Here is a 21,091-nt window from a genome sequence, read left to right as displayed (position 1 = left end):
TACTGTGAGCCCATAGGGCACGGCAGGGTGGCTGCGACAAGCAGCGATGCGTGCGGAGGGGATGCATGTGAGCGACTGGCGACGAGACGTGATCTGGTGGACGGTCTACCCGCTGGGGTTCACCGGCGCCCCCACCCACCTGGATGAGCAGGCTCCGGTGGCCCATCGCCTGCCGCGCCTGGAGAACTGGCTCGACTACCTGATCGACCTGGGGTGCAACGGCCTCGTGCTGGGCCCCATCTTCCGCTCGGAGTCGCACGGCTACGACACCCTGGACTATTTCGCCATCGACCCGCGGCTGGGCGACGACGCCGACTTCGACGCGCTGGTCGCCGCCTGCCATGCCCGGGGCATCAAGCTGGTGCTCGACGGCGTCTTCAACCATGTGAGCGCCCGCTACCCGGCACTGCGCCAGGCGCTCGCCGAGGGGCCGGATGGGCCCCTGGCCGACATGTTCCACATCGACTTCTCCACCACGCCGCCCACCCGCCTGAACTTCGAGGGCAGCGACGACCTGGTGCGGCTCAACCATGCGTCGCCGCAGGTGCGCAAGCTGGTCACCGACGTGATGCTGCACTGGTGTGGGCGCGGCGTGGACGGCTGGCGCCTCGACGCGGCCTACGCGGTGGACCCAGAATTCTGGGCGCCGGTGCTGGCGACGGTGCGCGAGCGCTTCCCCGAGCTGTACATCTACGGCGAGGTGATCCACGGCGACTACGCGCAGATCGTGCACGAGTCGGGCATGGACGCGGTCACCGAATACGAGCTGTGGAAGGCGTGCTGGAGCTCGCTTGCCACCGAGAACTTCTACGAGCTCGAGTGGACGCTGGGGCGCCACAACGAGATGCTCGACGACTTCCGTCCCTTCACCTTCATCGGCAACCACGACGTCACCCGCATCGCCACCAAGGTGGGTGCCGACAAGGCCATCCTCGCGGCAGTGCTGCTGGGCACCGTCGGCGGGACGCCGTGCGTCTACTACGGCGACGAGCAGGCCTTCCGGGGCGAGAAATATGACCGTCCCGGTGGCGACGCCGAGGTGCGCCAACCGATGCCCGAGCGTCCCGACCAGCTGGCGGGCTTCGGCCTGCCCACCTACCGGGCCTATCAGGCGATCCTGGCGATCCGGCGCCGGTATGCGTGGCTGCCCGATGCGCGCACCGAGGTGGAGTCGATCACCAACCCGCGGATCGTCTACCGGGCCCACGACCCCGCCGACGCCGACCACTGGGTGCGCGTGACGCTGGACGTGACCGATACGCCCACCGCAAGCGTTGTGGACAACTCCGGTGAGCTGTTCCACTGGCCCCACAGGGGTGGACGCCGCGGCGTCTGACCGGTGCGACCGGCCTCGCGTGACCGGCCTCAGCCCTTGACACACAGCAGCGTGCGCAGCCTCGCCACCACCTCCACGAGCGGGCTCGGCCCGGTGGTCTGGTCGTGGATCACCGCGTCGATGTCCTTGTAGGCGCCGGGGATCTCGTCGAGCACGCCCTCGTCCTTGCGCGACTCGACGCCGGCCGTTTGCGCGGCGAGGTCGTCCACGGTGAAGGTGCGACGGGCCGCACGGCGCGACATGCGTCGTCCCGCACCATGCGAGGCGGAGCACAGGCCGGTGGCGTTGCCCAGGCCCCGCACCACATAGGAGCCGGTGGCCATCGAGCCGGGGATCAGCCCCAGCGTGCCGCTGCCGGCGAAGATGGCGCCCTTGCGCGTGACGATCAGGTCGACGCCGTCGTAGCACTCCTGCGACACGTAGTTGTGGTGGCAGTTGACGTCGTGGTCGAAGGTGGCGTGCGGGAAGAACTCGGTGATGACGCCCTTGAAGGTGCGCATCATGATGTCGCGGTTCAGGCGCGCATATTCCTGCGCCCAGTAGAGGTCGTGGAGGTAGTCGTCCATTTCGGGGGTGCCGGCCAGGAAGACGGCCAGGTCGCGGTCGGGCAGGTCGAGGTTGTGGTCGAGCCCCTTGGCCTCGGTGATGTGGCGGTCGGCCAGTTCCTTGCCGATGTTGCGCGATCCCGAGTGCAGCATGAGCCATACGGTGCCGGTGTCGTCGGCCTGCAGCTCCAGGAAGTGGTTGCCGCCGCCCAGCGTGCCCGACTGCGACAGCGCCCGGGTCTCGCGGTCGTCGATGTGGGGCGCGCGCAGCTGTCCGAAGCGGTCGAACAGGGTGGTGAATCGCCCCTTGAGCTGTTCGTCGCGGCTCAGCACCGGGGCAGTGCCGGTGTGGCTCTTCCATCCCACCGGCACGAGCTCCTCGAGGCGGGAGCGGATCGCATGCAGGCTGTCGGGCAGGTCGTCCACCGTCAGGTTGGTGCGTGCGGCAACCATGCCGCAGCCGATGTCGACGCCCACCGCCGCCGGCGAGACCGCGTCGCGCATGGCGATCACGCTGCCGACGGTGGCGCCCTTGCCCAGGTGCACGTCGGGCATCACGCGCAGCTTCGCCAGCCAGGGCAGGCGCGAGATCGCGCGCAGCTGGTCGAGGGCCTCCGGCTCCACGGTGGTGGGATCGGCCCACATGAGGGTGTCGCTGGTGGTGCCCGGCACGGGCACGGGTAGTTCGGTCATGGCGGTCTCCATGGTGTCGCCGGGCCGTCCGGGCCCGAAGGGTTCCAGCAGGGGCTGGAGTGATCCACGCTAGGGGAGGGGTCTGACATTTCTGTGTGGTGTGCGGGGGTGCTCCGCGGCGTCTTGCGGTGCGGGGTTGGCCTGGTTCCCGGGGACGGGCCTGGTTTCTGTTGGACGGAACCCTAAGTGGGCAGTTGTGCGGGAATGACGCCGCACAGTTGTCCACTTAGTGGGGGATTGGTGCAGAGGGCGGCTGGATCGTGGCGTCGATGCGGGGTGGGCCTGGTTCCCGGGGACGGACCGCTAGGTGGTCACTTGTGCGGCAATGACGCCGCACAGCTGTCCACTTAGTGGGGATTGGTGCGCGTCCGGGCCCCGGAATCAGCCGGCCAGTGGTCCCGATTCGCCCACCAGGTGATCGTCCACCATCCCGATCGCCTGCATCAGCGCGTACATCGTGGTGGGTCCCACGAAGACGAAGCCCGCCTTCTTCAGGGCCTTGGCGAGCTGCTCCGATGCGGGGACCTTCGCGGGCACCTCGGCATACGACTGCGGAGGCGGGCCCGGCGCCGGCTGGAAGCCCCAGACCAGCTGCACCAGGCCACCGTCGGAGCGCAGCGACACCGTGGCGCGCGCATTGGTGATGGCGGCGTGGATCTTGCGTTCATTGCGCACGATGCCGGCGTCGGCAAGCAGTCGGCGCACATCGTCGTCGCCGAACGCGGCCACCGCGTCGGGCTCGAAATCAGCGAATGCGGCACGGAAGGCCGGACGCTTGCGCAGGATCGTCGCCCAGCTCAATCCGGATTGGAAGGCCTCCAGGCTCAGCCGCTCGTACAGTCCACGCTCGGTGCGGATCGGCACGCCCCACTCGTGGTCGTAGTAGTCGCGCAGCAGCGGATCCGTGGCAGCCCAGCGGGGACGCACGCGACCGTCCTCGCCGCGCACCAGCTCGGGGTTGGACGCGGGATCGGCGTGCGACGAGGGGCTGTGGGGTGTCTCGGTCATGGTTGGATCCTCAGATAGTGGCCGACACTGTGACATTGGCCGGCAATGTGATGGTGGCCGACAAGGGGCACGGCGCCGGCGATCGACCCGGTCAGTCCTCGGACAGCAGGGCGTCGGGATCGGCGGACGCGACAGATCCTGCGGAGTGGTCGGGACGTCCGCCGGGCATCCGCAGCGCGACCAACGAGCTGAGGGCCAGGAAGACGGCGCCCACGGCGAAGGCCAGGGGTCGTCCGGCCACATCCGAGATCGCGCCGGCGGCCAGCGGACCGATGATGGCACCCACGTCGCTGCTCATCGAGAAGATCGCCACGGGCGTGCCGCCGTGCACACCGCCGGTGGCGTCGCCGACGGAGGCAGCCGGGGCAGTGCTCATGGCCGCCGCGCCCACCGCGTAGACGCACATCAGGGCCATGACGATCCAGATCGACCCCGACAGGGGCACCGCGGCGATCGAGGCGGCCATCACGACGCCACCGGCCAGCAGTGCGGGGCGGCGTCCCACCGTGTCGACGAAGTGGCCGATGGGGTGCAGCACGATCACCTGCACCACCGCCGACACCGCGAACACGATGCCCGTCCAGGTGGGGGTGAGGCCGAGCGTTGCGACGATGACAAGGGGAATCAGTGAATTGCGCACCCCCATCGAGTTCCAGCCCTGGGCGAAGTTGGCCACACACGCGGCCTGGAAGCGGGTGTCGGCGAGCACCTGGCGCAGCGGACGCGGGGTGGCGCGCGCGTGGGCAGGACGATCGGCGTGGGTGGTGGCGCTCGACAGCATCGTGAGGCCGATCAGCCCGGCAATGGCCAGGGTGATGGCGTAGAAGCGGAACGGCGCGACCAGCGAGATGCGGGTGAGCAGGCCGCCGAGTGCGGGGCCGGCCATGCCGCCGATGAGGAAGCCGCTCTGGTAGAAGCCGGTGGCGCGTCCACGCATGTCGGGCGGCACGGACGCCAACAGCAGGGTCATGGCCGACACGGTGAACATGGCCGAGCCGATGCCGCCGGCGGCCCGCCAGCCGAGCAGCCACCAGAAGTCGCCGGCCTCGCCCATCAGCCAGCTGGATGCCGCGACGATGAAGATGCCGACGGCCAGGGTGAGGCGTCCGCCGATCTTGTCCAGGATCCAGCCGCAGAAGGGGCTGGTGGCAAGCCTGGTGGCGGCGAACATCGAGACCACCATGCCCACCAGGAAGTCGGTGGCGCCGAAGGATGCGGCGAAGGTGGGCAGCACGGGCACCAGCACGCCGAAGCCGACCGCCACGAAGAAGGCGATCAGGCCGAGCACCAGCACGTCCCGCGACAGTCCGCCCACGACGCGCTGACGAATGCCGGGGGTGGTCACCTGCCCACCCTATGAGGCTGCACAGGATAAGCCGAATGGCCGGTCTGGGGGGAGGAGCGTTGGGGTCGACGTGGCTGGGGGCGTGAGAAGTCCCGGCGTTGCAGGGGGATACAACGCCGGGACCTCGGTTCGGGATGGTTCCAGCCGGATGGCCTGCGGCCGGGGCACAGTCGCACGGTTCTCGTCCGCGGGGCTGACGTCCGCATGGCCGCGACCGGTTCAGTGCAGGGCCAGCACCCCCTGATCGGTCGCACGGTGCAGGAAGGCGGCGATCGCGTCACGGTTCGTATCGTTGAGCGGACGGTAGCTGCCGTCGGCCCAACCGTTGGCGATGCCCTTGGCCTGCATCCATTCGATCTCGCGGTAGAACATCGTGGTCGGCGAGACGTCATTGAATGACGGGCGGTCGGGCAGTGTCACGGCGGGGCTTCCCGCCTGGCGATAGATCAGCGCGGCAATCGCGTCGCGGGTGATGGGCTGGGTGGGACGGAAGGTGCCGTCGGGCCAGCCCGTGACGATGCCATTGGACGCGGCCCACTCGATCTGCTTGAAGAACATGTTGCCCGCGTCGACGTCGGTGAAGGTCTGCCGGGTGGGCGTGAACGCCGGGGAGCCGGCCATCCGGTAGAGGAACGCCACCATGGCGTCACGGTTGAGCGGCGTGACCGGACGGAAGGTGCCGTCGGGCCAGCCCGTGGCGATCTTGTGCTGTGTCAGCCAGCAGATGTCGTCCGAAAAGGCCATTGAGGACGGCACATCGGGGTAGGACATGGTGCACGCCACGGGGGTGGGCGTCGGGGTTGGTGTGGGCGTCGGGGTCGCGCTGGGCCTCGGGCTTGGCGTGGGTGTCGGGGTTGGGGTCGCGCTGGGCGTCGGGCTCGGCGTGGGAGTGGGGGAAGGCGTCGGGCTCGGCGTGGGCGTCGGGCTCGGGGACGCGCCGTTGGTGTAGCTCAGCACGAAGCTCGGGGCAGGCACCTTGTCGGTACTGCCCAGGTTCACTGCGAAGCGCCAGCCCTCCACTGATCCGGCACGCGGGTGGTAGTCGCCGAGGCCCACTTCGGAAAAGGTCCACGGGTAGGTCTGGGTGGTCGCCGTCGGGTCGGCGGAGACGCCGTGCCAGTAGGTCCAGTAGGAGTAGCGCCCGGGGTCATCGACGGGGGCCGTTGCCGGGTAGCCGTCGATCTTTCCGACGAAGGTCGGATTGTCAGTGGTGAAGCCTGCGCTCGTCAGCGCCTCGGTGCCGGTGGAGAACTTCGTGGCGCAGCCGCCCTTCTGAAGGCCTGTGTCGCGTTCCACCACGACCCACACACATTGCCGGCCTGCACGCAGGCCTGGGCGCCCTTGTTGGCGTCGGGGTCGGTCGCATCGCTGGTGACCTTCTGCGTGATCGTCCCCGAGAAGGCTCCGCCGGTGGTGGTGAAGGGCCATGAATAACTGCCCGCAGCGGTGTAGGTCACCTTGCCGTTCGCCACGGTTGCGCCGGCGGGGGCCCCGAGCGGAACCGAGGTGCCGGTGGCGTCGAACGCGGTGGGCACGTCGCTGGCGACGCCGCCCTTCACGTCCGGGGCGCTGCCGGTCATGTCGGTGGCCTGCAGGACCAGGCCGGTCTTCGCCTTGAGCGCCGACAGGTCGGTGATCGGATTACCGCTGATGGTGAGCGCGGTGAGCGCTGGAAGGGCGGACACGGTGGTCAACGACGACAGTCCGGTGTGGGACAGGTTGAGCGTGGCAAGCTTGTCGAGCCCCGCCAGCGGGGTGACGTCGGCCAGGGTGTTGCCCGACAGGTCGATGGTCGTGGCGGCGGTGAGGTTCTCAACGCCGGTCAGGTTCGTGATTCCCTTGGACGCGCACTTCACGGTGGTCAGTGCCTTGAGCTGGTCGACGGTCGGGGACGCGGTGGCGTCGAGGCCGGCTGCTGAGGCAAGGCAGGAGCGTAGTGCCGCGTCGGGCACGTTTGCCGCGCCGATGACTGCAGCACCCACCTCTTGGTCAACGCTTCCGCTGAATGACTTGCCACCCTCCCCGGTGGATGAGGTCCACGTGAATGAATACGTGCCCGACTTTGGGTAAGTGACGGTGCCATCGGTGATCGTCAGGCCTGCAGGAGGCGTGACGGGCACAATTGCGCCCTTCATGTCTCGCGGTTGCGGAACACTCGTGGTGAGCCCGACGGGGACCGTGGCAAGGTGGGTGGCCTGATTGTTTGCGTTCAGGTTGAACGTGGCATCAATCGCCGTGGATCCGAGGGGGCTCAGGTCCATGAGGTGATTATTCCCGATGTCGATTCGGGACAGCTTCGTCAGGGAAGCCAGTGGCGTAACGCTGGAGATGTTGTTGTTACTCAACCCGAGCTTCTCAAGCGCGGTCAGTCCTGACAGCGCCGTGAGGTCATTCACTGAGTTGTTGTTCAGGTAGAGCGAGCTGAGTTCGTGCAGATCCTTCAACGGCGCCAGATCCGAGATACGGGAGTTGTTGGCCGTCAGAGCCTTCAGCGAAGACATGTGCTGCACGCCGTCAAGGCTGGTGAGACCGGTGTTTCCGTTCTTGTCGTATTTCTGGCTGATTTCCAGCGTGGTGAGTCCGGCCAACGGGGACAACGCCGAGATGGAAGTGACCTGGTTCTGTCCCAACAGCAGCTCATTCAGATTCGTGAGCGAGGACAGCGGAGCAGGATCTGAGATCTTGTTCCCCGGAAGGTAGAGTTTCTGCAGCTGGGTCAAGCCACGCAACGGCGTGACGTCGGAGATTGAATTGGTGGACAGGATCAGTTCAGTTGCTCCGGTCAGGTTCGCGGCCCCGGTGAGGTTCGAGATTGATTTCCCGACGCAGATCACGGAGGTGAGACCAGCCAGTTCATCGGCGCTGATGGGTGCCGCGGGATCACTGTGGTTGAGCAATCCGGCGAGGCAGGTACGGAAATTCGTATCAGGGATGTCCACCCCCACGACCGCAGGCGGGGCATCGGTTGCCCTCTGGGTGATCTTGCCGCTGAAGAAAGTCCTCGGATAGCTGCCGGGGGTCTTCTCTTCGAAGGTCCAGGTGTAATCGCCCGGAGAGGCGTAGGTGACCTTGGCGTCGTTGACCGTGAGGCCCGCAGGGGGAGCTGCCACGAGAATGCTTCCGTCCAGCGCGGTGACGCCTGGCGCGTCCGTCGCAACCGACGCCTTCGCCTCGGGCGCCGCAAGGGTTTGCCCGGTGACGCGCATTGCATTCAACGTCATGTCCAGCTTGTTCAGGGGCGAAATATCTGAGATGTGGTTACCACTGAGATCAAGGGCCGTGAGCCGACCAAGTGCGGCGAGCGGTGCCGCAGACGAGATCTGGGAGTTGGTTGCGGACAATCTGGTGAGGCCGGAGAGGCCAGTCACCGGGGTGAGGTCCGATACGTCAGTGTTGTTGATCGCGAGGCTCGTGAGCCCGGTCAATTTGTCGAGGCCTGCAATGCTTGCCAGGCGCGTCCTCCCCTCATTCTTGAATTGGGATGATGCTGAAAGGGTTGCGAGCTTGGGAAGGTATCCCAGCCCGTTCAGTGTCAAGACGTTGTTCCGGTCGAGCGTGAGGGCAGCGAGATTCTGCAGGCTCGTCAGCGGCGATACGTCCGCGACAGAATTACCGGTGAGGATGAGTGATTCGAGACCGGTCAGGGGAGTCAGGGGCGTGAGATCGGAGATCTTGTTGGTCGACAGGGTGAGGTTCTTCAAGCTGCCCAGCTGCGATATGCCGGTCAGGTCGGTGACTCCCTTGTTGACACAGGAGAGGTCGGTGATCGATGCGAGCTGGTCTTGAGTAGGCGTGGCGTCCGGGGCCAGGGCCAACTTGTCGTTGATGCACCCTCTCAGCCCGGCGTCCGGGATGGTCACGCCCGATGCAGCGGAAACTGTGACGGTGATGGTGCCGTTGAAGTAGAGGCTCTGGTCCTTGAACGACCAGTCGTACGTGCCGGCGATCGGGTAGGTGACGGTCGCGCCGCTCACCGTGACCCCGCTCGGTGCCTCGGCCTTGAACACCGTGCCGGTCTTGTCAATGGCCGTCGGGACTGCGGTCGCTTGGCCCGAGGTGGCGGGTGCTCCCACTGCCTTCTGGCTATTTGACGTGATGCTCAGCCCTCCGAGATTCGGGAGGGTGCTCAGCGGGGAAAGATCACGAAGCCGGTTGTTCGCCACGTTCACACTGACAAGGGCCTTCAGGTTGGCCGTCGGGGTGATGTCGGAAAGCTGATTACTGGAGACGTCGAGTGAGGAGACCTTGGTTGACGTCGCGAGTGGGGCCAAGCTGGTCAGCGAATTGTTGCCCAGAAATAGCTTGCCCAGGTTGGGGAGGGCCGAGATACCGGTGAGGTCAGCGACGCCCTTGCCAGAGCAACTGAGGCTGGTCACGGTTGCGAGCTGGTCCGAAGTTGGAGCGGCGGTGGAATCGAGGTTCAGCGCCGTGGTGACGCAACCCCTTAGGGCCGCATCAGGCATCGTGGTAGCGAATGAATCAGTGGGTGCAGCAACGGCGTTGAGCTGGGAGGGCAGCACGGTCATGGCGGTGAGGGCTGCTACCGCGGCCGCCATCACCCGTCGTGACCGGCGCCTTCCTTGGAGGGCCTGCATGGGCTTCCTTTCAAAGACCCGTGAGGATCTGGGAAAGGCCGATGGAGCCGGATGTGGCGCCCCAGGTCTCCCGCGGTCCGCGACGGGTTGGTGAGTGGGTTATCACGCTTTGGTCCGGCTCCAGTGCGCCTGGTCGACGCACTGTCACGGTTGCGGGACAGCCCGGGAATTGCACCCGATTCGCCACGTGATGCAGGCACAGTACCGCGCTGGCAGCCCCATGGCAGGCGGTTCGCGGGAAGAACTCAGTCGTCGTCTGTGGGGTCGTCATCCCCGGGGTCGAGGGCCTCGTCCTGCGCCTGCTCCTGCGCGGCCAGGGCCTCGTCACCGACGGCGGTGTCGTCGGTGTGCACGAAGGCCGAGAAGTTGACGTCGTAACAGGGCATGGTGCTGCTGTCCTGGGCGGGGGCGCCGGGTGCGGCCGCGATCATGTTCACCACCGAGACGATGGATTCGCCGCTCACCGTGGCGGTGCCGTCATGGCGTGAGGGGGCCGTGTGGGCGTCCTCCACAAGCACCGTCGAATAGCCGCGGGACAATGCACCGACCATGGTGGCGCGCACCGATTCGTGCGACCATGCCCCGCACAGGAACAGCGTGCCGGACCCCAGCGTGGCCAACGAGTCGGCCAGCCCGGTGGACTCGAAACCGTCGCGGTAGGGCTTGAGCACCACGTATTCGCCGGCGCCGCAGGTCAGGGAGCTGAGCAATTCGCCGCTGCCGGTTACCGACGCGGGAGGGGTGAGGTCGTTCACCCAGATCACCGGCACCGACGCCAGGCGCGCCCGATCGATCAGGTCGGAGACGGTCGCGGTCACCTGCTCGGCCTGCCAACAGCCGTCCAGGTTGCCCTGCTGCATGCCGATCACCAGCAATGCCGCACGCCCGGTGGCGTCGGGCCCCGAATCCAGCTCGCTGGTGTCGTCCAGCTCGTCGTCGGGGTCGAGGTCGGCGCTGGGACTTGTGATGGCGCTCATGGCAGCTCCTGGGGATTGACCGGTCTTGCCTCCATCATGGCGTGCGCCACTGACATTGCCGGGCCGTGCGCGGAACAGCACGTCGGTTGCTCGTCGGCCCGACCGGGACGCGCGGACGGCCACCCGTCGGGCGATGAGACAATATGTCCATGTTGTGGCGCAGGAAGGCAGCCAAGGAGGGTCCGGACGAGTCCGGGCGCGGGATCAGCGTGGACGATGCGCTCACGCTGATGTCGAAGGGTGCCGTGGTGGCCGATGTGCGCAAGCGCCGCGAGTTCGAGCGCGGCCACCTGCCGGGGTCACGGCTGGTGGACATCAAGGCCATCCGGGCCGATCCGGTGGCCGCCATCTGGGGCGACGATCCCCTCGCCGACACCTCCAAGCCGGTGATCGTGGTGAGCAGCACGGGCCTGCGGGCCAACGGGGCGGCCGCCCTGTTGCGCCAGGAGGGACGCGACGCCTTCGCGCTTGCCGGCGGACTGGCCGCCTGGGTGCAGGACGGGCAGGTGCTGATCCCCGGTCCGCAGAGGTAGGGGCGTCCGCAGGGATAAGTGGGATCTCCGCAGGGACAAGGGGGACGTCCGCGTCCGACGACTTGCGGGCAAGCGTTCAGCCGAGCGCCGAACCCCGTCCGTCGGCCTGTCATCGATTCAGTGCGGGCCGATAGGTTGAACTCGTCCAGTGAGGGTTACCTAACTCCATCAATGGGGAGGCTTCCATGGCGCACACCGCCGACGAGATCAACCACATGCAGCGCTACACGATGTGGTCCGTGTTCCGCTCCGAGGCGGCTGCCGGCCCGGGTGCCGGCGAACAGGCGTTGGAGCAGTTGCAGGCCGTGGCCGCCGACACCGATCTGGTGATCCGCGGGTGGTACGACGTGGCCGGTTTGCGCGCCGATGCCGACCTGATGGTGTGGTGGCACGCCCACGACTACGAGACCCTGCAGCGCGCCTACCACGTGCTGCGCGCGTCCACCCTGGGCAATGTGCTGACGCCCGTATGGTCGCAGCTCGCCCTGCACCGAGCCGCCGAGTTCAACAAGGCCCATGTGCCGGCGTTCCTGGCTGACGAGCAGCCGCGCGACAACATCTGCGTCTACCCGTTCGTGCGGTCCCACGAGTGGTACCTGCTGCCCGACGAGGACCGCGCCCAGTTGCTGGCCGACCATGGACGCGCCGCGTCCGGCTTCGCCGATGTGCGGGCCAACACCATGGCGTCGTTCGGGTTGGGCGACTACGAGTGGATCCTGTGCTTCGAGGCCGACGAGATGGCCCGCATCGTCGACCTGATGCGCGTCATGCGCACCACCGGGGCACGTCGCCATGTGCGCGTGGAGACGCCCTTCTACTCCGGACGCCGCCGCGACCTCACCGAGATCGTCAACAGCTGGGGCTGAGCCTGCGGACACGTTCCCGTCACTAACTGGATGGTTCTGGTGAATAGACGCATCGAAACCATCCGGTGAGTGCCGGATCAGGCTGGCTCGGCGGGTGGACGCTTGCTTCGGCCACTAACTGGGCAGTTGTGCGGCAATGACGCCGCACAGGTGCCCACTTAGGGCACCTTCGGGCCCGCGCCACACACTCACCCATCCCGCTCCCCAACACAGGTGTCCACCCAGGGCATGTCCGGGGCTGTGCCGGCGGGTGGACGCGGGATAGGTGCGGCAAAAGCACCGTCTGGGGTGCTTTATCCGCACCTATCTTCGGTTCTCCATGGTTCGGACCCGTGGACGCCTGCCTCGGTCTCTAACTGGGCAACTGTGCGGCAATGACGCCGCACAGTTGCCCACCCATCCCACCTTCGGGCCCCAGGCCGGCCCGTAAACGAAGATGGGGAGGACTTTTGCGTCGTCTACCCTGCAAAGGTCCTCCCCATCTTTGGGTCAGCGCATGATCCGGCAGCAAATCCGGGCAGCAGTTCGCCTCGTCCCAACACACCGTCGGGTGGCCTGCGAGAATGCGTCAAGAAGGCGGGAGGCCGGTCATGGGCGATAAGGGTTTCAACACGTCATTTGAGGGTCCGCTGTTCCGGGAGCTCTTGTCGCGTCCGGTGAGATTGGACCGTCCCAAGGGCTCCAGGCATCCACGGTTCCCGAGCATCGTCTATCCCGTCGACTATGGATATGTCGACCTGAAGTCGGTTGATGGTGAGGGCCTCGATGTCTTCGTCGGTACGCTGCCCGAGCATCGGGTGACCGGCGTGATCCTGTGCCTCGACCTGATGAAGCAGGAGCTGGAACCCAAGGTGCTCATCAGTTGCACCTCGGAAGAGATCGGGATCGTGCGCAACTTCCTGGAGCAGGAACTCCACATGCTGGTGTGGAGCAGTAGCGACGCCGCCTGATTCGGCGCGGTCGTCCGGACGGCTGGCGTTCGCCCCCACGCCTGCACTCCACGTGTCTGGCTCACCGCTCCCTATTCCGTCGGCGTCCCTGACGTAGCGTCACCCTGGCCAGTGGGTTCGGAAGCCGGCCCCTGTCCGAAGACGCGTTCCGCCAGGGCGATGTCCTCCGGATCTGCGGGGGAGTTGCGGGCTTCGGCGATGACCTCCTTCATCTCCAGGTCCGGGTGGTGTTCGGCCTCCGCCAGGGCGGCGACCACGGAGGGATCAGGCTCGCCCGCCTCGGTGTCCAATTCGGCCCGCAGTGCCTCCCGCTCGCACCACCAGCAGGGTTCGCCGTCCTCGAAGACTTCGGTTCGGTATGTGCTCATGGATCCATTCCTCGGCGTCGACGGTGAACCGGCCAGACTATGGCACTTCACTATGGCGCGGCACTTTGGCATCCAGGGGATCATTCGCAGGACAGTGCCCCACATAGGACGGTCCCGAAGAACAGGACGCCGTCGCCCCATGGGTCGTGGCATGTCGACGCCGGGCGAGTACGCATCGCAAGGACGGCCGCCGTGCGTCAGCTGACCTACACGGTGCCGGACCTTCCCCAATACCTCAACCGTTCATAACCTCCCGAGGAAGAACGACTAACTGGATGGTTCTGGTGAATAGACGCATCGAAACCATCCGGTGAGTGCCGGATCAGGCTGGCTCGGCGCGCGGGCGCCTGCTTCGGTCTCTAACTGGGCACTTGTGCGGCAATGACGCCGCACAGTTGCCCACCCAGCGCACCTTCGCCCCACGCCACCCACGCCACCAACCCACCCCGAACCCCCATCGCCCGGGCATCGGTTTCCGCCTGCACCCCCTCGTCGCGTAAACTTGGGGATTGGCCCGCACGCACGTCGCGTGGGCCATGTAATTCGACCCGTGCGTCACACGTACGAGCCGTGTCGTCGGGTCCGCGTCACGCATGCGGATCCGAGCATTACGCCCTCCTGCCATGGGAACGACCCATGGCCGTTGAGACCGAAGGAGGTGGAGTTCGCAATGCGCAAGTACGAGGTCATGGCAATCATCAGCCCTGATGTCGATGAGCGTCAGCTGCAGCCCATCGTTGATAAGTACACCGCGATCATCACCAAGGAAGGTGGCACCGTCGACAACGTCGACATCTGGGGCCGCCGTCACCTGGCGTATCCGATCCAGAAGAAGACCGAGGGCCTCTACGCGGTCATCGACCTGACCTGTGAGCCCGCGAGCGTCTCTGAGATGAACCGTCTCATGGGCATCGACGAGCAGGTCATGCGCACGAAGGTCATGCGCATCGATTCCTGAGGCTCCCAGCGAGCATCGGCTCGGGCCGCACAGCGTGCGGTGCCCGATCAGATGGTTTTCCACAGGCGGCAGCGGCGGGCATATTCGCCCACAGCCGTCGCAAACTGTGGCAGGCAGCTGGCAGGCTGAGGGCACTCATCCCGATCCGTTTCAGGCACACAACCACGACGAGGACGCATCATGGCAGGCGAAACCCCAATCACACTGGTCGGCAATCTGACGGCCGACCCGGAACTGCGCTTCACCCCCTCGGGTGCCGCGGTGGCCAACTTCACGGTTGCCTCCACGCCCCGCACATTCGATCGCCAGGCGAACGAATGGAAGGACGGCGAGGCCCTGTTCCTGAACTGTGCGGTGTGGCGTCAGGCGGCGGAGAACGTTGCCGAATCGCTCACCAAGGGCATGCGCGTGATCGTGCAGGGACGCCTTCGCGCCCGCAGCTACGACGACCGTGAGGGCAATCGCCGCACGGTCTTCGAGGTTGAGGTGGACGAGGTTGGCCCGGCGCTGCGGTTCGCAACCGCCAAGGTCACCCGTGCCGCGTCCGGCGGCAGCAACTGGCAGGGAAACAATGCCGGTGGCGGCCAGTCGCGGGGCAACGCCGGGGGCGGTCAGCCCTACGGCGGCGGTCAGCAGCAGGCACCCCAGGGCAACCAGGGGATGGCCGGCGGCGGCCAGCAAGGTGGCAATCAGGGCCCGGTCTCCGATCCCTGGGCGAGCGCCCAGAGCGACGAACCCCCGTTCTGATCCATCCCCAACAATTCCAAGAACCAGGCACATTCCGGCACATCGATGCCGGGCTCAGGACGACGCACAGTCGTCGTCCGCCAACGAGAAGGAGCACCACAATGGCCGGTCCACAGCGCAAGTCTGTGAACAAGAAGAAGGTCGTTCCGGTCAAGACGACCCACGTCGACCACGTCGATTACAAGGACACCACCCTGCTGCGTCGCTTCATCAGCGAACGCGGCAAGATCCGCGCCCGTCGCGTGACCGGGCTGTCCGTGCAGGATCAGAGCAAGGTCGCCATGGCGATCAAGAACGCCCGTGAGCTCGCCCTGCTTCCCTACACCACCACCACCCGCTGAGGAGGCAGGAAATGAAGCTCATTCTTACCGCCCCGGTGGAGAACCTGGGTGTGGCCGGCGACGTCGTCGAGGTGAAGGACGGCTATGGCCGTAACTTCCTGCTGCCCAAGAACTTCGCGATTGTCTACAACCGTGGCACCGCCAAGGAGATCGAGGGCATCCAGCGCGCGCGCAACGCGAAGACCATTCGCGACAACGAGCACGCCCTGCAGGTGCGTGAGCAGCTCGACGGACTCGAGGTGCAGGTGCCGGCCAATGCGTCCGACACCGGCAAGCTCTTCGGCGCCGTCACCAACGCTGACATCGCCCTGGCCGTTCGCAAGGCCGGTGGCCCTGCGATCGACAAGCGTTCCGTCACCGCGAACAAGCCGATCCGCACGGTCGGCCGTCACGGCGTTGAGGTGAAGCTGACCGACGCGGTCAAGATCCACCTTGACGTTGAGGTTGTGCCTGCCGGCAAGTAGGGCATGCGCACCAGCGCGAGAACATCACTGCGCCCGGTGGGTCCCGAGTGGACCTGCCGGGCGCAGCTGCGTTCGGGGCCGGTGTGGTGGGACCGCGGTATTGGGCCCCGGGGCATGTCCCCCCGCCGCTACCTGATGACCTTCTTGTTCGGGTCGAACACATTGATCAACAGCGCCACCACCAGGATCACCACCACCACGCCGAACAGCGCGTGGAATGAGTTGAGCAGGATCGGGTCGACCACCGCCCGGTCGACCGACGAGCCGGCGCCCCCGGAGCTGGAAATCACCGTGTTCACCTGCCCGAAGTCCACCCCGGCACCGACGGCCTGCTGGCCGCGCAGCTGCACCCGGATCGCCACATTGAGCACGGCCCCGTAGATGCCGGCCATCAACGTGGGGCCCAGCGAACGTCCGAGGGTGAAGATGCCGGTGGCCGAGCCGACCATCGAAGGGTCCACGAGGTGCTGGGTGAGCACGGTGTTCATCGAGATGACGATGCCCATGCCGGTGCCATTGACCGCTGCGAACACATAGAACGCCCACACCGGGAAGCCGGCCGGCGCCACGGCCAGGGCGCCGTATCCCACCAGCAGCACCGCAATGAACACCACGGCGATCCGCTTCGGCACGAAACGCGAGATCAGCCCGCCGACGAAGAACGAGCCGGTGAGCCACATGATCGAACTCGGCGTCACCACCAGCCCGGCGATCGTCGGGGGCCGGTGGTACAACGACTGAAGCCACATCGGCACATAGGTCTGGTAGCCGATCAGCACCCCGCTGAGGATGGTCGCTGTCACGATCTGCACAGTGAAGGTGGGCCGGGCGAACATCGCCGGCGCAATGAGCGGATCGGCCGAGCGCCGCTCCACGTGCACCAGCATGAGCCCCGCGACCACCGCCACCACGAACAGCGCGCCGCTCACCAGCGGACGCACGTCGAGGTCCTGCACCGCCAGCAGCAGGCACACCAGGCACAGCGTCAACCACCAGATGCCCGCCCAATCCGGCCTGAGTCCGTGCGCGGGCTGGCGCTTCTCCTTGTAGCCCCACGCAACGAGCACCAGCACGGCCGCCCCAAGCGGCACGTTGACGAAGAACACCCAGTGCCACGACAGCGCGTCCACCAGGAACCCGCCCAACAGCGGTCCGATCAGGGCTGACAGTCCCCACGCGGTGTTGTTGAACGCGATGATGCGGGCGCGTTCGGCGAAGCTGTAGTAGTCGGCGATGATCGTGAACGTCAGCGGCATCACGGCGCCGGCGCCGATGCCCTGCAGCGCGCGGAAGCCGATCATCATGCCGATCGACGGCGACAGCCCGCTGAGCAGCGAACCGACGGTGAACAGCACCACGCCGAACTGGAAGATGCGCTTGCGTCCCAGGCTGTCGGCAAGCTTGCCGTAGATGGGGGTGGTGATCGCCGTGGTGAGCAGATAGGCGCTCATGATCCAGCTCTGCAGCGACAGGCCGTGCAGCTCGCTGATGATCGTCGGCAGGGCGGTGGTGACGATGGTCACCTCCACCGACGTCATGAAGGTGGCGATGAACACCGCCGCCATGACGATGCCGCGGTTGGGATGCGGGCGTGCGCCGTCATCGCCCACGTCGGTGGGGGACGACGAGTGACCTGCCGACGAGCGGCCTGCGGCGGAGTCCTGGCTCACAGGAACACCCGGCTCATGGGGTCATCTGGCTCATGGGGGAAACCTGCATCATCAACCGGTCCTTCGGGGGTGTGGATGCGCCCGGACGTGGTGTCCGTGCACGGGCCGCGGACAATCGTGGGCAGCGTGGCCCGCCACCCCGGCGTCGCGGCACGCGAACCCCGGGCAGCGTCAGGGCCGCCGGCGCGGTCTCATCGCCAACGGCCCTGACGGTCATGCATTCCTCGCGCTCGTGATGATGGGATCACGAGGTCTTTGACTTCACCTGCCCGTTGTAGATGCCCTCCAACGTGGAGCGCAGCGACTTCATGGTGGAGGCGACGTCGGCATTCTGGGTGACGATCTGCGCCACCGACTTGGCCATCTCCTGGTCGGCCCCGGGCAGGAAGACGCGCGCATAGTCCTGGGTGCGGGTGACGTCGAGCTGCTTGATGGCGGTCTCGATGAGCGGGTTCTTCGCCAGCAGCTCGCTGGTGTCGGCCGACTTGCGCACCGGCATGTAGCCCGTCTGCTGCGAGAAGGCGACGGTGTTCTTCGGGTTGGTGAGGAAGCCGATGGACTTCGCGGCTGCCAGCTGGTTGGCCGCCGGCACCTTCTTGGGGATGCCCACGCCGGCGCCGCCGGTGGGGCAGACCGGCGTGGTCACCGAGGGGCCGCCGGGAAGGTTGCCGACGCCCACCTCGAACTTGCCGGCGGCAGCCTTCTGCACGCCCACCAGCGATCCGGTGGAACCCAGCGTCGCCGAGCAGGCGCCGGCGGCGAGGTCGTCGGTGCCGGCCGACGAGGCCACCCCGGCCCACTTGCCCTGGTACACCGAGTCCTTCACGTACTGCAGCGCCTTCACCGACGCCTCGGAGTCGCAGGTGACGTCGAAGCTGCCCTTGGCGGACCAGCCGCCGCCGTAGCCCCACAGGATGTTCTGCAGGGTCCAGCCGGCGTAGTCGGCCAGTGCGGGGTGCTCGTAGACATGCTGGGCCGAGCTGTTGGCGTCCTTCAGCTTGGGGGCCCACTGTGCGAACTCGTCCCAGGTGGCGGGCACCCGGTCGGGCAGTCCGGCGGCCGCCCAGTGGCTCTTGTTGTAGTAGAACAGCGGCGTCGAGCGCGCCCACGGCACCGCCCACTGGGAGCCCTTGTACTGGTAGTCGGCGAACAGGCCGTCGCGGTAGTCGGAGGTGTCCACGTTGGCCGCCTTGAGGGCATTGGTCAGCGGGATGATCGAGTCCTGCATGTAGTAGCGGAACCACCACACGTCGGAGAACACGACGATGTCGGGCAGCGTGCCGCCGGTCTGGGCGGTCTGGAACTTCTGCGCCACGTCCTCATAGCTCGATCCGGCGGTCACCAGGTTGACGGTGATGCCGGTCTCGTTCTTGAAGTCGGAGATGATCTGCTTGGTGATGTCCTCCGACGAGCCCGGGTGGTTCGACCAGAAGGTGATGGTGGTGGCGGGCGTCACGCCGCTGAAGTCGGGGCCATTGGCGTCGGCTGCCGAGCTCGACGCGCCGCTTGAGGTGGACGGGCCGGCGCAGGCGGCCAGGGCCACCGCACCAGCGCCGAGGGCCGCCATCGACAGCAGGCGACGACGCGACAACGTCGTCGAGAGAACGTGGGGTGCGGCACTGCCCTGTGAGGAAGCGCTGTGTGAAGGAGCACTGTTCCTTGGTGAGACGGGGTTCATTGAGAGTTTCTCTCCTCGGGATGTGAGCGCCATCAGTCGACTGCGCCCTGCGTGAGTCCGGCGACGATGTATCGCTGGAGGAATAGGAAGATGACGATCACCGGCACGATCACCAGCACCGCGCCGGCCATCAGCACGGGATAGGCGCTGGGATCGCCCTCGATGTTCTTGAGCAGCGTCAGGCCCACCGGCAGCGTCATGCGGGTGTCGTCATTGGTGATGACCAGCGGCCAGAGGTAGGAGTTCCACTCGTCGACGATCGTGACCAACGCCACGGTGGCGATCGCCGGGGTGGAGATCGGCACCACGATGCGCAGCAGGCGGCTCAGGTGCCCGGCGCCGTCGAGCTTGGCGGCCTCCAGGACCTCGCCGGGCAGCGACATGAAGTGCTGGCGCAGCAGGAAGGTGCCGAACGCGGTGCCCAGGCCCGGCAGGATGATGCCCCAGTAGGTGTTCACCCCGCCCATCCCGGAGATGAGGATGTAGTTCGGCAGCATCGACACCTGCGCCGGCACCATGAGCGCCGCGAGGATGAACATGAAGATCACCCGCTTGAACGGGAACCGGATGAACACCAGGGCGTAGGCGCTGAGCACGGCGAGCACCAGCTTGATGGTGGCGCCGACGGCGGTCACCAGCACCGAGTTGGCGAACAGGCGCGGGAAGTTCACCCGCTGCGAGGCGGTCAGGTAGGCGTCCCAGTTCGGGTCGTGGGGCAGCCACACCACGTTCTGGTTGACGATCTCACTGGAGCCCTTGAACGAGCCGAGCACCATCCATGCCAGCGGCGCCAGAACCGCCAGCGACGCCAGGATCAGCGGCAGGTAGCCGCCCAACAGGGTGCGCGTGCGGCTGGTGGGTCCCACCACCCCGATCGGGGCATTGTCGGTGCGGTCGTGGCGCAGCGAGCCGCGCTTGAGCAGCTTGCTGAGCGTCCTGCGTCGGGCACGGTCGTCGTGGGCGGTGTCGGTCTCGCGATGGTCCCCGCGGGGACGATTGATCGTGACGCTCATGCGTAGTGCACCCTTCGTTCGAGCAGACGCATCTGCACCAGCGTGAGGATCATCAGGATCACCAACAGCACGGTGGAGATGGCGGCCGAGTAGCCGGCCCGGTTGTAGCTGCCGAAGGCCTGCAGGTACGAGCTGTACATCAGGGTGGTGGTGCCCTGGCCCATGGGCGTCATGATGCGGATGATGTCGAACGCCTGCAGCGAGCCCAGCAGGGTGGTGAGCAGCAGGAAGAAGTTCGTGGGCCCCAGCAGTGGCCAGATCACCGACCAGAAGGTGCGGGTGCGGCTGGCGCCGTCCAGGGCTGCGGCCTCGAGCACGTCGCGTGGCACGGCCTGCAGCGCCGCCAGGTAGATCACCGCGCAGTAGCCGAGGTTCTTCCACACGTACACCAGCACCACCATCACCAGCGACAGCTTCGGGTCGAGGAACCATTGCGGTGAGGCCACGTTGAGCTTGCGCAGCACGCCGGCCAGCACGCCGGCCAGCACGCCGATGGTGGGGCCGAAGATGAACGACCAGACCAGCCCGACGCCCACCCCCGACAGCACATAGGGCGCGAAGACGGTGGCGCGGGCCACATTGCGTCCGATCAGGCGGCGGTTGAGCACCGTGGCGAGCATCAGGCCGATCGCCATCGACCCGCCCACGGTGGCGATGGTGAACACGGCGGTGGTGCCGAGCACGCTGGGGGCGTCGCGGGAGGTGAAGAACTCCACGTAGTTGCCCAGGCCGACGAACTTGGCCGTCGAGCTGCCCAGCGTCCAGTCAAGCAACGAGTAGTAGAGGTTCATGATGATCGGCCGGTAGACGAACACCGCGATGAGCACCACATTGGGTGCGATGAGCGCCACGAACAGCAACTTCTCGCGCAGGCCGTTGCGGCTGGCGCGTCCCCGGTGGGGATGTCGTCGCAGCCGTCGTCCGGCAGGCTGGTCGGGCAGGGGTTCGGGTGTGGATACCTGTGGTGGGGCCGGCGCCACGTAGTGCGACTCGATTGCCGTCAC

The 21,091-nt window shown here is 66.7% G+C and carries 19 protein-coding genes; 8 read left to right on the top strand and 11 right to left on the bottom strand.

Annotated features, from left to right (window positions below; translation table 11 throughout):
• Window positions 1–61 precede the first annotated feature (61 nt).
• Window positions 62–1,336: an alpha-amylase family protein gene (locus tag RM25_RS11145; RefSeq protein WP_036942692.1), complete on the top strand. Its 1,275-nt coding sequence runs from the start codon at window positions 62–64 to the stop codon at window positions 1,334–1,336.
• A 29-nt stretch (window positions 1,337–1,365) separates the two neighbouring features.
• Here the strand turns inward: RM25_RS11145 and RM25_RS11140 are convergent, their stop codons facing one another.
• The 6 genes from RM25_RS11140 to RM25_RS12115 form a co-directional block, all read right to left on the bottom strand.
• Window positions 1,366–2,574, bottom strand: coding sequence for an RtcB family protein (locus RM25_RS11140; protein WP_044636488.1), 1,209 nt, complete (start codon window positions 2,572–2,574; stop codon window positions 1,366–1,368).
• A gap of 381 nt (window positions 2,575–2,955) precedes the next feature.
• Complete coding sequence (locus RM25_RS11135) at window positions 2,956–3,582, bottom strand: DNA-3-methyladenine glycosylase I (protein WP_013162187.1); 627 nt, start codon at window positions 3,580–3,582, stop codon at window positions 2,956–2,958.
• Between the two features lie 91 nt (window positions 3,583–3,673).
• Window positions 3,674–4,927: an MFS transporter gene (locus RM25_RS11130; protein WP_013162186.1), complete on the bottom strand. Its 1,254-nt coding sequence runs from the start codon at window positions 4,925–4,927 to the stop codon at window positions 3,674–3,676.
• 219 nt (window positions 4,928–5,146) lie between these two features.
• Window positions 5,147–6,226 carry an S-layer homology domain-containing protein gene (locus tag RM25_RS11125; protein ID WP_060759114.1) on the bottom strand — a complete coding sequence of 360 codons (1,080 nt, stop codon included), beginning with the start codon at window positions 6,224–6,226 and terminating at the stop codon, window positions 5,147–5,149.
• Window positions 6,154–9,453: a leucine-rich repeat domain-containing protein gene (locus tag RM25_RS12825; protein ID WP_158487067.1), complete on the bottom strand. Its 3,300-nt coding sequence runs from the start codon at window positions 9,451–9,453 to the stop codon at window positions 6,154–6,156. The genes RM25_RS11125 and RM25_RS12825 overlap by 73 nt, the downstream gene beginning before the upstream one ends.
• A 314-nt stretch (window positions 9,454–9,767) precedes the next feature.
• Window positions 9,768–10,499: a cysteine hydrolase family protein gene (locus RM25_RS12115; RefSeq protein ID WP_013162184.1), complete on the bottom strand. Its 732-nt coding sequence runs from the start codon at window positions 10,497–10,499 to the stop codon at window positions 9,768–9,770.
• Window positions 10,500–10,648: 149 nt separating this feature from the next.
• Here RM25_RS12115 and RM25_RS11110 point away from each other — a divergent pair, with 149 nt between their 5' ends.
• From RM25_RS11110 to RM25_RS11100, 3 genes are all read left to right on the top strand, one after another.
• Window positions 10,649–11,032 (top strand): rhodanese-like domain-containing protein, encoded by a 384-nt coding sequence (locus RM25_RS11110; protein WP_044636919.1) that lies wholly within the window; start codon window positions 10,649–10,651, stop codon window positions 11,030–11,032.
• Window positions 11,033–11,217: 185 nt separating this feature from the next.
• A complete protein-coding gene (hemQ, locus tag RM25_RS11105) occupies window positions 11,218–11,898 on the top strand; it encodes a hydrogen peroxide-dependent heme synthase (protein WP_013162182.1) in 681 nt (226 codons plus the stop codon).
• 590 nt (window positions 11,899–12,488) lie between these two features.
• Window positions 12,489–12,848 carry an inorganic pyrophosphatase gene (locus RM25_RS11100; protein WP_013162181.1) on the top strand — a complete coding sequence of 120 codons (360 nt, stop codon included), beginning with the start codon at window positions 12,489–12,491 and terminating at the stop codon, window positions 12,846–12,848.
• Window positions 12,849–12,919: 71 nt separating this feature from the next.
• On the opposite strand, the gene RM25_RS11095 is transcribed toward RM25_RS11100, so the two are convergent.
• Window positions 12,920–13,216: a hypothetical protein gene (locus RM25_RS11095; protein ID WP_013162180.1), complete on the bottom strand. Its 297-nt coding sequence runs from the start codon at window positions 13,214–13,216 to the stop codon at window positions 12,920–12,922.
• A 670-nt stretch (window positions 13,217–13,886) separates the two neighbouring features.
• Between RM25_RS11095 and rpsF the strand changes: the two genes are divergently transcribed.
• From rpsF to rplI, 4 genes are all read left to right on the top strand, one after another.
• Complete coding sequence (gene rpsF, locus RM25_RS11090) at window positions 13,887–14,174, top strand: 30S ribosomal protein S6 (RefSeq protein WP_036942745.1); 288 nt, start codon at window positions 13,887–13,889, stop codon at window positions 14,172–14,174.
• Window positions 14,175–14,354: 180 nt separating this feature from the next.
• Window positions 14,355–14,921, top strand: coding sequence for a single-stranded DNA-binding protein (locus RM25_RS11085; protein WP_013162177.1), 567 nt, complete (start codon window positions 14,355–14,357; stop codon window positions 14,919–14,921).
• Window positions 14,922–15,022: 101 nt separating this feature from the next.
• Entirely contained in the window at window positions 15,023–15,262 is a 240-nt protein-coding gene (gene rpsR / locus RM25_RS11080; RefSeq protein ID WP_013162176.1) for a 30S ribosomal protein S18, read from the top strand.
• An 11-nt stretch (window positions 15,263–15,273) separates the two neighbouring features.
• Window positions 15,274–15,726: a 50S ribosomal protein L9 gene (gene rplI / locus RM25_RS11075; RefSeq protein WP_013162175.1), complete on the top strand. Its 453-nt coding sequence runs from the start codon at window positions 15,274–15,276 to the stop codon at window positions 15,724–15,726.
• 128 nt (window positions 15,727–15,854) lie between these two features.
• Here the strand turns inward: rplI and RM25_RS11070 are convergent, their stop codons facing one another.
• From RM25_RS11070 to RM25_RS11055, 4 genes are all read right to left on the bottom strand, one after another.
• Window positions 15,855–17,396 carry an MDR family MFS transporter gene (locus RM25_RS11070; protein ID WP_144406073.1) on the bottom strand — a complete coding sequence of 514 codons (1,542 nt, stop codon included), beginning with the start codon at window positions 17,394–17,396 and terminating at the stop codon, window positions 15,855–15,857.
• Between the two features lie 244 nt (window positions 17,397–17,640).
• On the bottom strand, window positions 17,641–18,987 hold the full coding sequence (locus tag RM25_RS11065; RefSeq protein ID WP_230954660.1) for an ABC transporter substrate-binding protein: 1,347 nt from the start codon (window positions 18,985–18,987) through the stop codon (window positions 17,641–17,643).
• A 119-nt stretch (window positions 18,988–19,106) separates the two neighbouring features.
• On the bottom strand, window positions 19,107–20,087 hold the full coding sequence (locus RM25_RS11060) for a carbohydrate ABC transporter permease (RefSeq protein ID WP_013162172.1): 981 nt from the start codon (window positions 20,085–20,087) through the stop codon (window positions 19,107–19,109).
• A complete protein-coding gene (locus RM25_RS11055) occupies window positions 20,084–21,091 on the bottom strand; it encodes a carbohydrate ABC transporter permease (protein WP_044636486.1) in 1,008 nt (335 codons plus the stop codon). Before RM25_RS11055 ends, RM25_RS11060 begins: the two co-directional genes overlap by 4 nt.

The sequence above is a fragment of the Propionibacterium freudenreichii subsp. freudenreichii genome (assembly GCF_000940845.1).
Classification (GTDB): Bacteria; Actinomycetota; Actinomycetes; order Propionibacteriales; family Propionibacteriaceae; genus Propionibacterium; species Propionibacterium freudenreichii.
This window is presented reverse-complemented; position numbering and strand designations above follow the sequence as displayed.

What these genes read in the sequence shown, in the direction of transcription:
- RM25_RS12825 (WP_158487067.1), bottom strand. Translation starts at nt 9,453, where the DNA reads ATGACCGTGCTGCCCTCCCAGCTCAACGCCGTTGCTGCACCCACTGAT.
- RM25_RS11095 (WP_013162180.1), bottom strand. Translation starts at nt 13,216, where the DNA reads ATGAGCACATACCGAACCGAAGTCTTCGAGGACGGCGAACCCTGCTGG.
- rpsR (WP_013162176.1), top strand. Translation starts at nt 15,023, where the DNA reads ATGGCCGGTCCACAGCGCAAGTCTGTGAACAAGAAGAAGGTCGTTCCG.
- RM25_RS11140 (WP_044636488.1), bottom strand. Translation starts at nt 2,574, where the DNA reads ATGACCGAACTACCCGTGCCCGTGCCGGGCACCACCAGCGACACCCTC.
- RM25_RS11135 (WP_013162187.1), bottom strand. Translation starts at nt 3,582, where the DNA reads ATGACCGAGACACCCCACAGCCCCTCGTCGCACGCCGATCCCGCGTCC.
- RM25_RS11110 (WP_044636919.1), top strand. Translation starts at nt 10,649, where the DNA reads ATGTTGTGGCGCAGGAAGGCAGCCAAGGAGGGTCCGGACGAGTCCGGG.
- RM25_RS11060 (WP_013162172.1), bottom strand. Translation starts at nt 20,087, where the DNA reads ATGAGCGTCACGATCAATCGTCCCCGCGGGGACCATCGCGAGACCGAC.
- rpsF (WP_036942745.1), top strand. Translation starts at nt 13,887, where the DNA reads ATGCGCAAGTACGAGGTCATGGCAATCATCAGCCCTGATGTCGATGAG.
- RM25_RS11100 (WP_013162181.1), top strand. Translation starts at nt 12,489, where the DNA reads ATGGGCGATAAGGGTTTCAACACGTCATTTGAGGGTCCGCTGTTCCGG.
- RM25_RS12115 (WP_013162184.1), bottom strand. Translation starts at nt 10,499, where the DNA reads ATGAGCGCCATCACAAGTCCCAGCGCCGACCTCGACCCCGACGACGAG.
- rplI (WP_013162175.1), top strand. Translation starts at nt 15,274, where the DNA reads ATGAAGCTCATTCTTACCGCCCCGGTGGAGAACCTGGGTGTGGCCGGC.
- hemQ (WP_013162182.1), top strand. Translation starts at nt 11,218, where the DNA reads ATGGCGCACACCGCCGACGAGATCAACCACATGCAGCGCTACACGATG.
- RM25_RS11145 (WP_036942692.1), top strand. Translation starts at nt 62, where the DNA reads ATGCATGTGAGCGACTGGCGACGAGACGTGATCTGGTGGACGGTCTAC.
- RM25_RS11085 (WP_013162177.1), top strand. Translation starts at nt 14,355, where the DNA reads ATGGCAGGCGAAACCCCAATCACACTGGTCGGCAATCTGACGGCCGAC.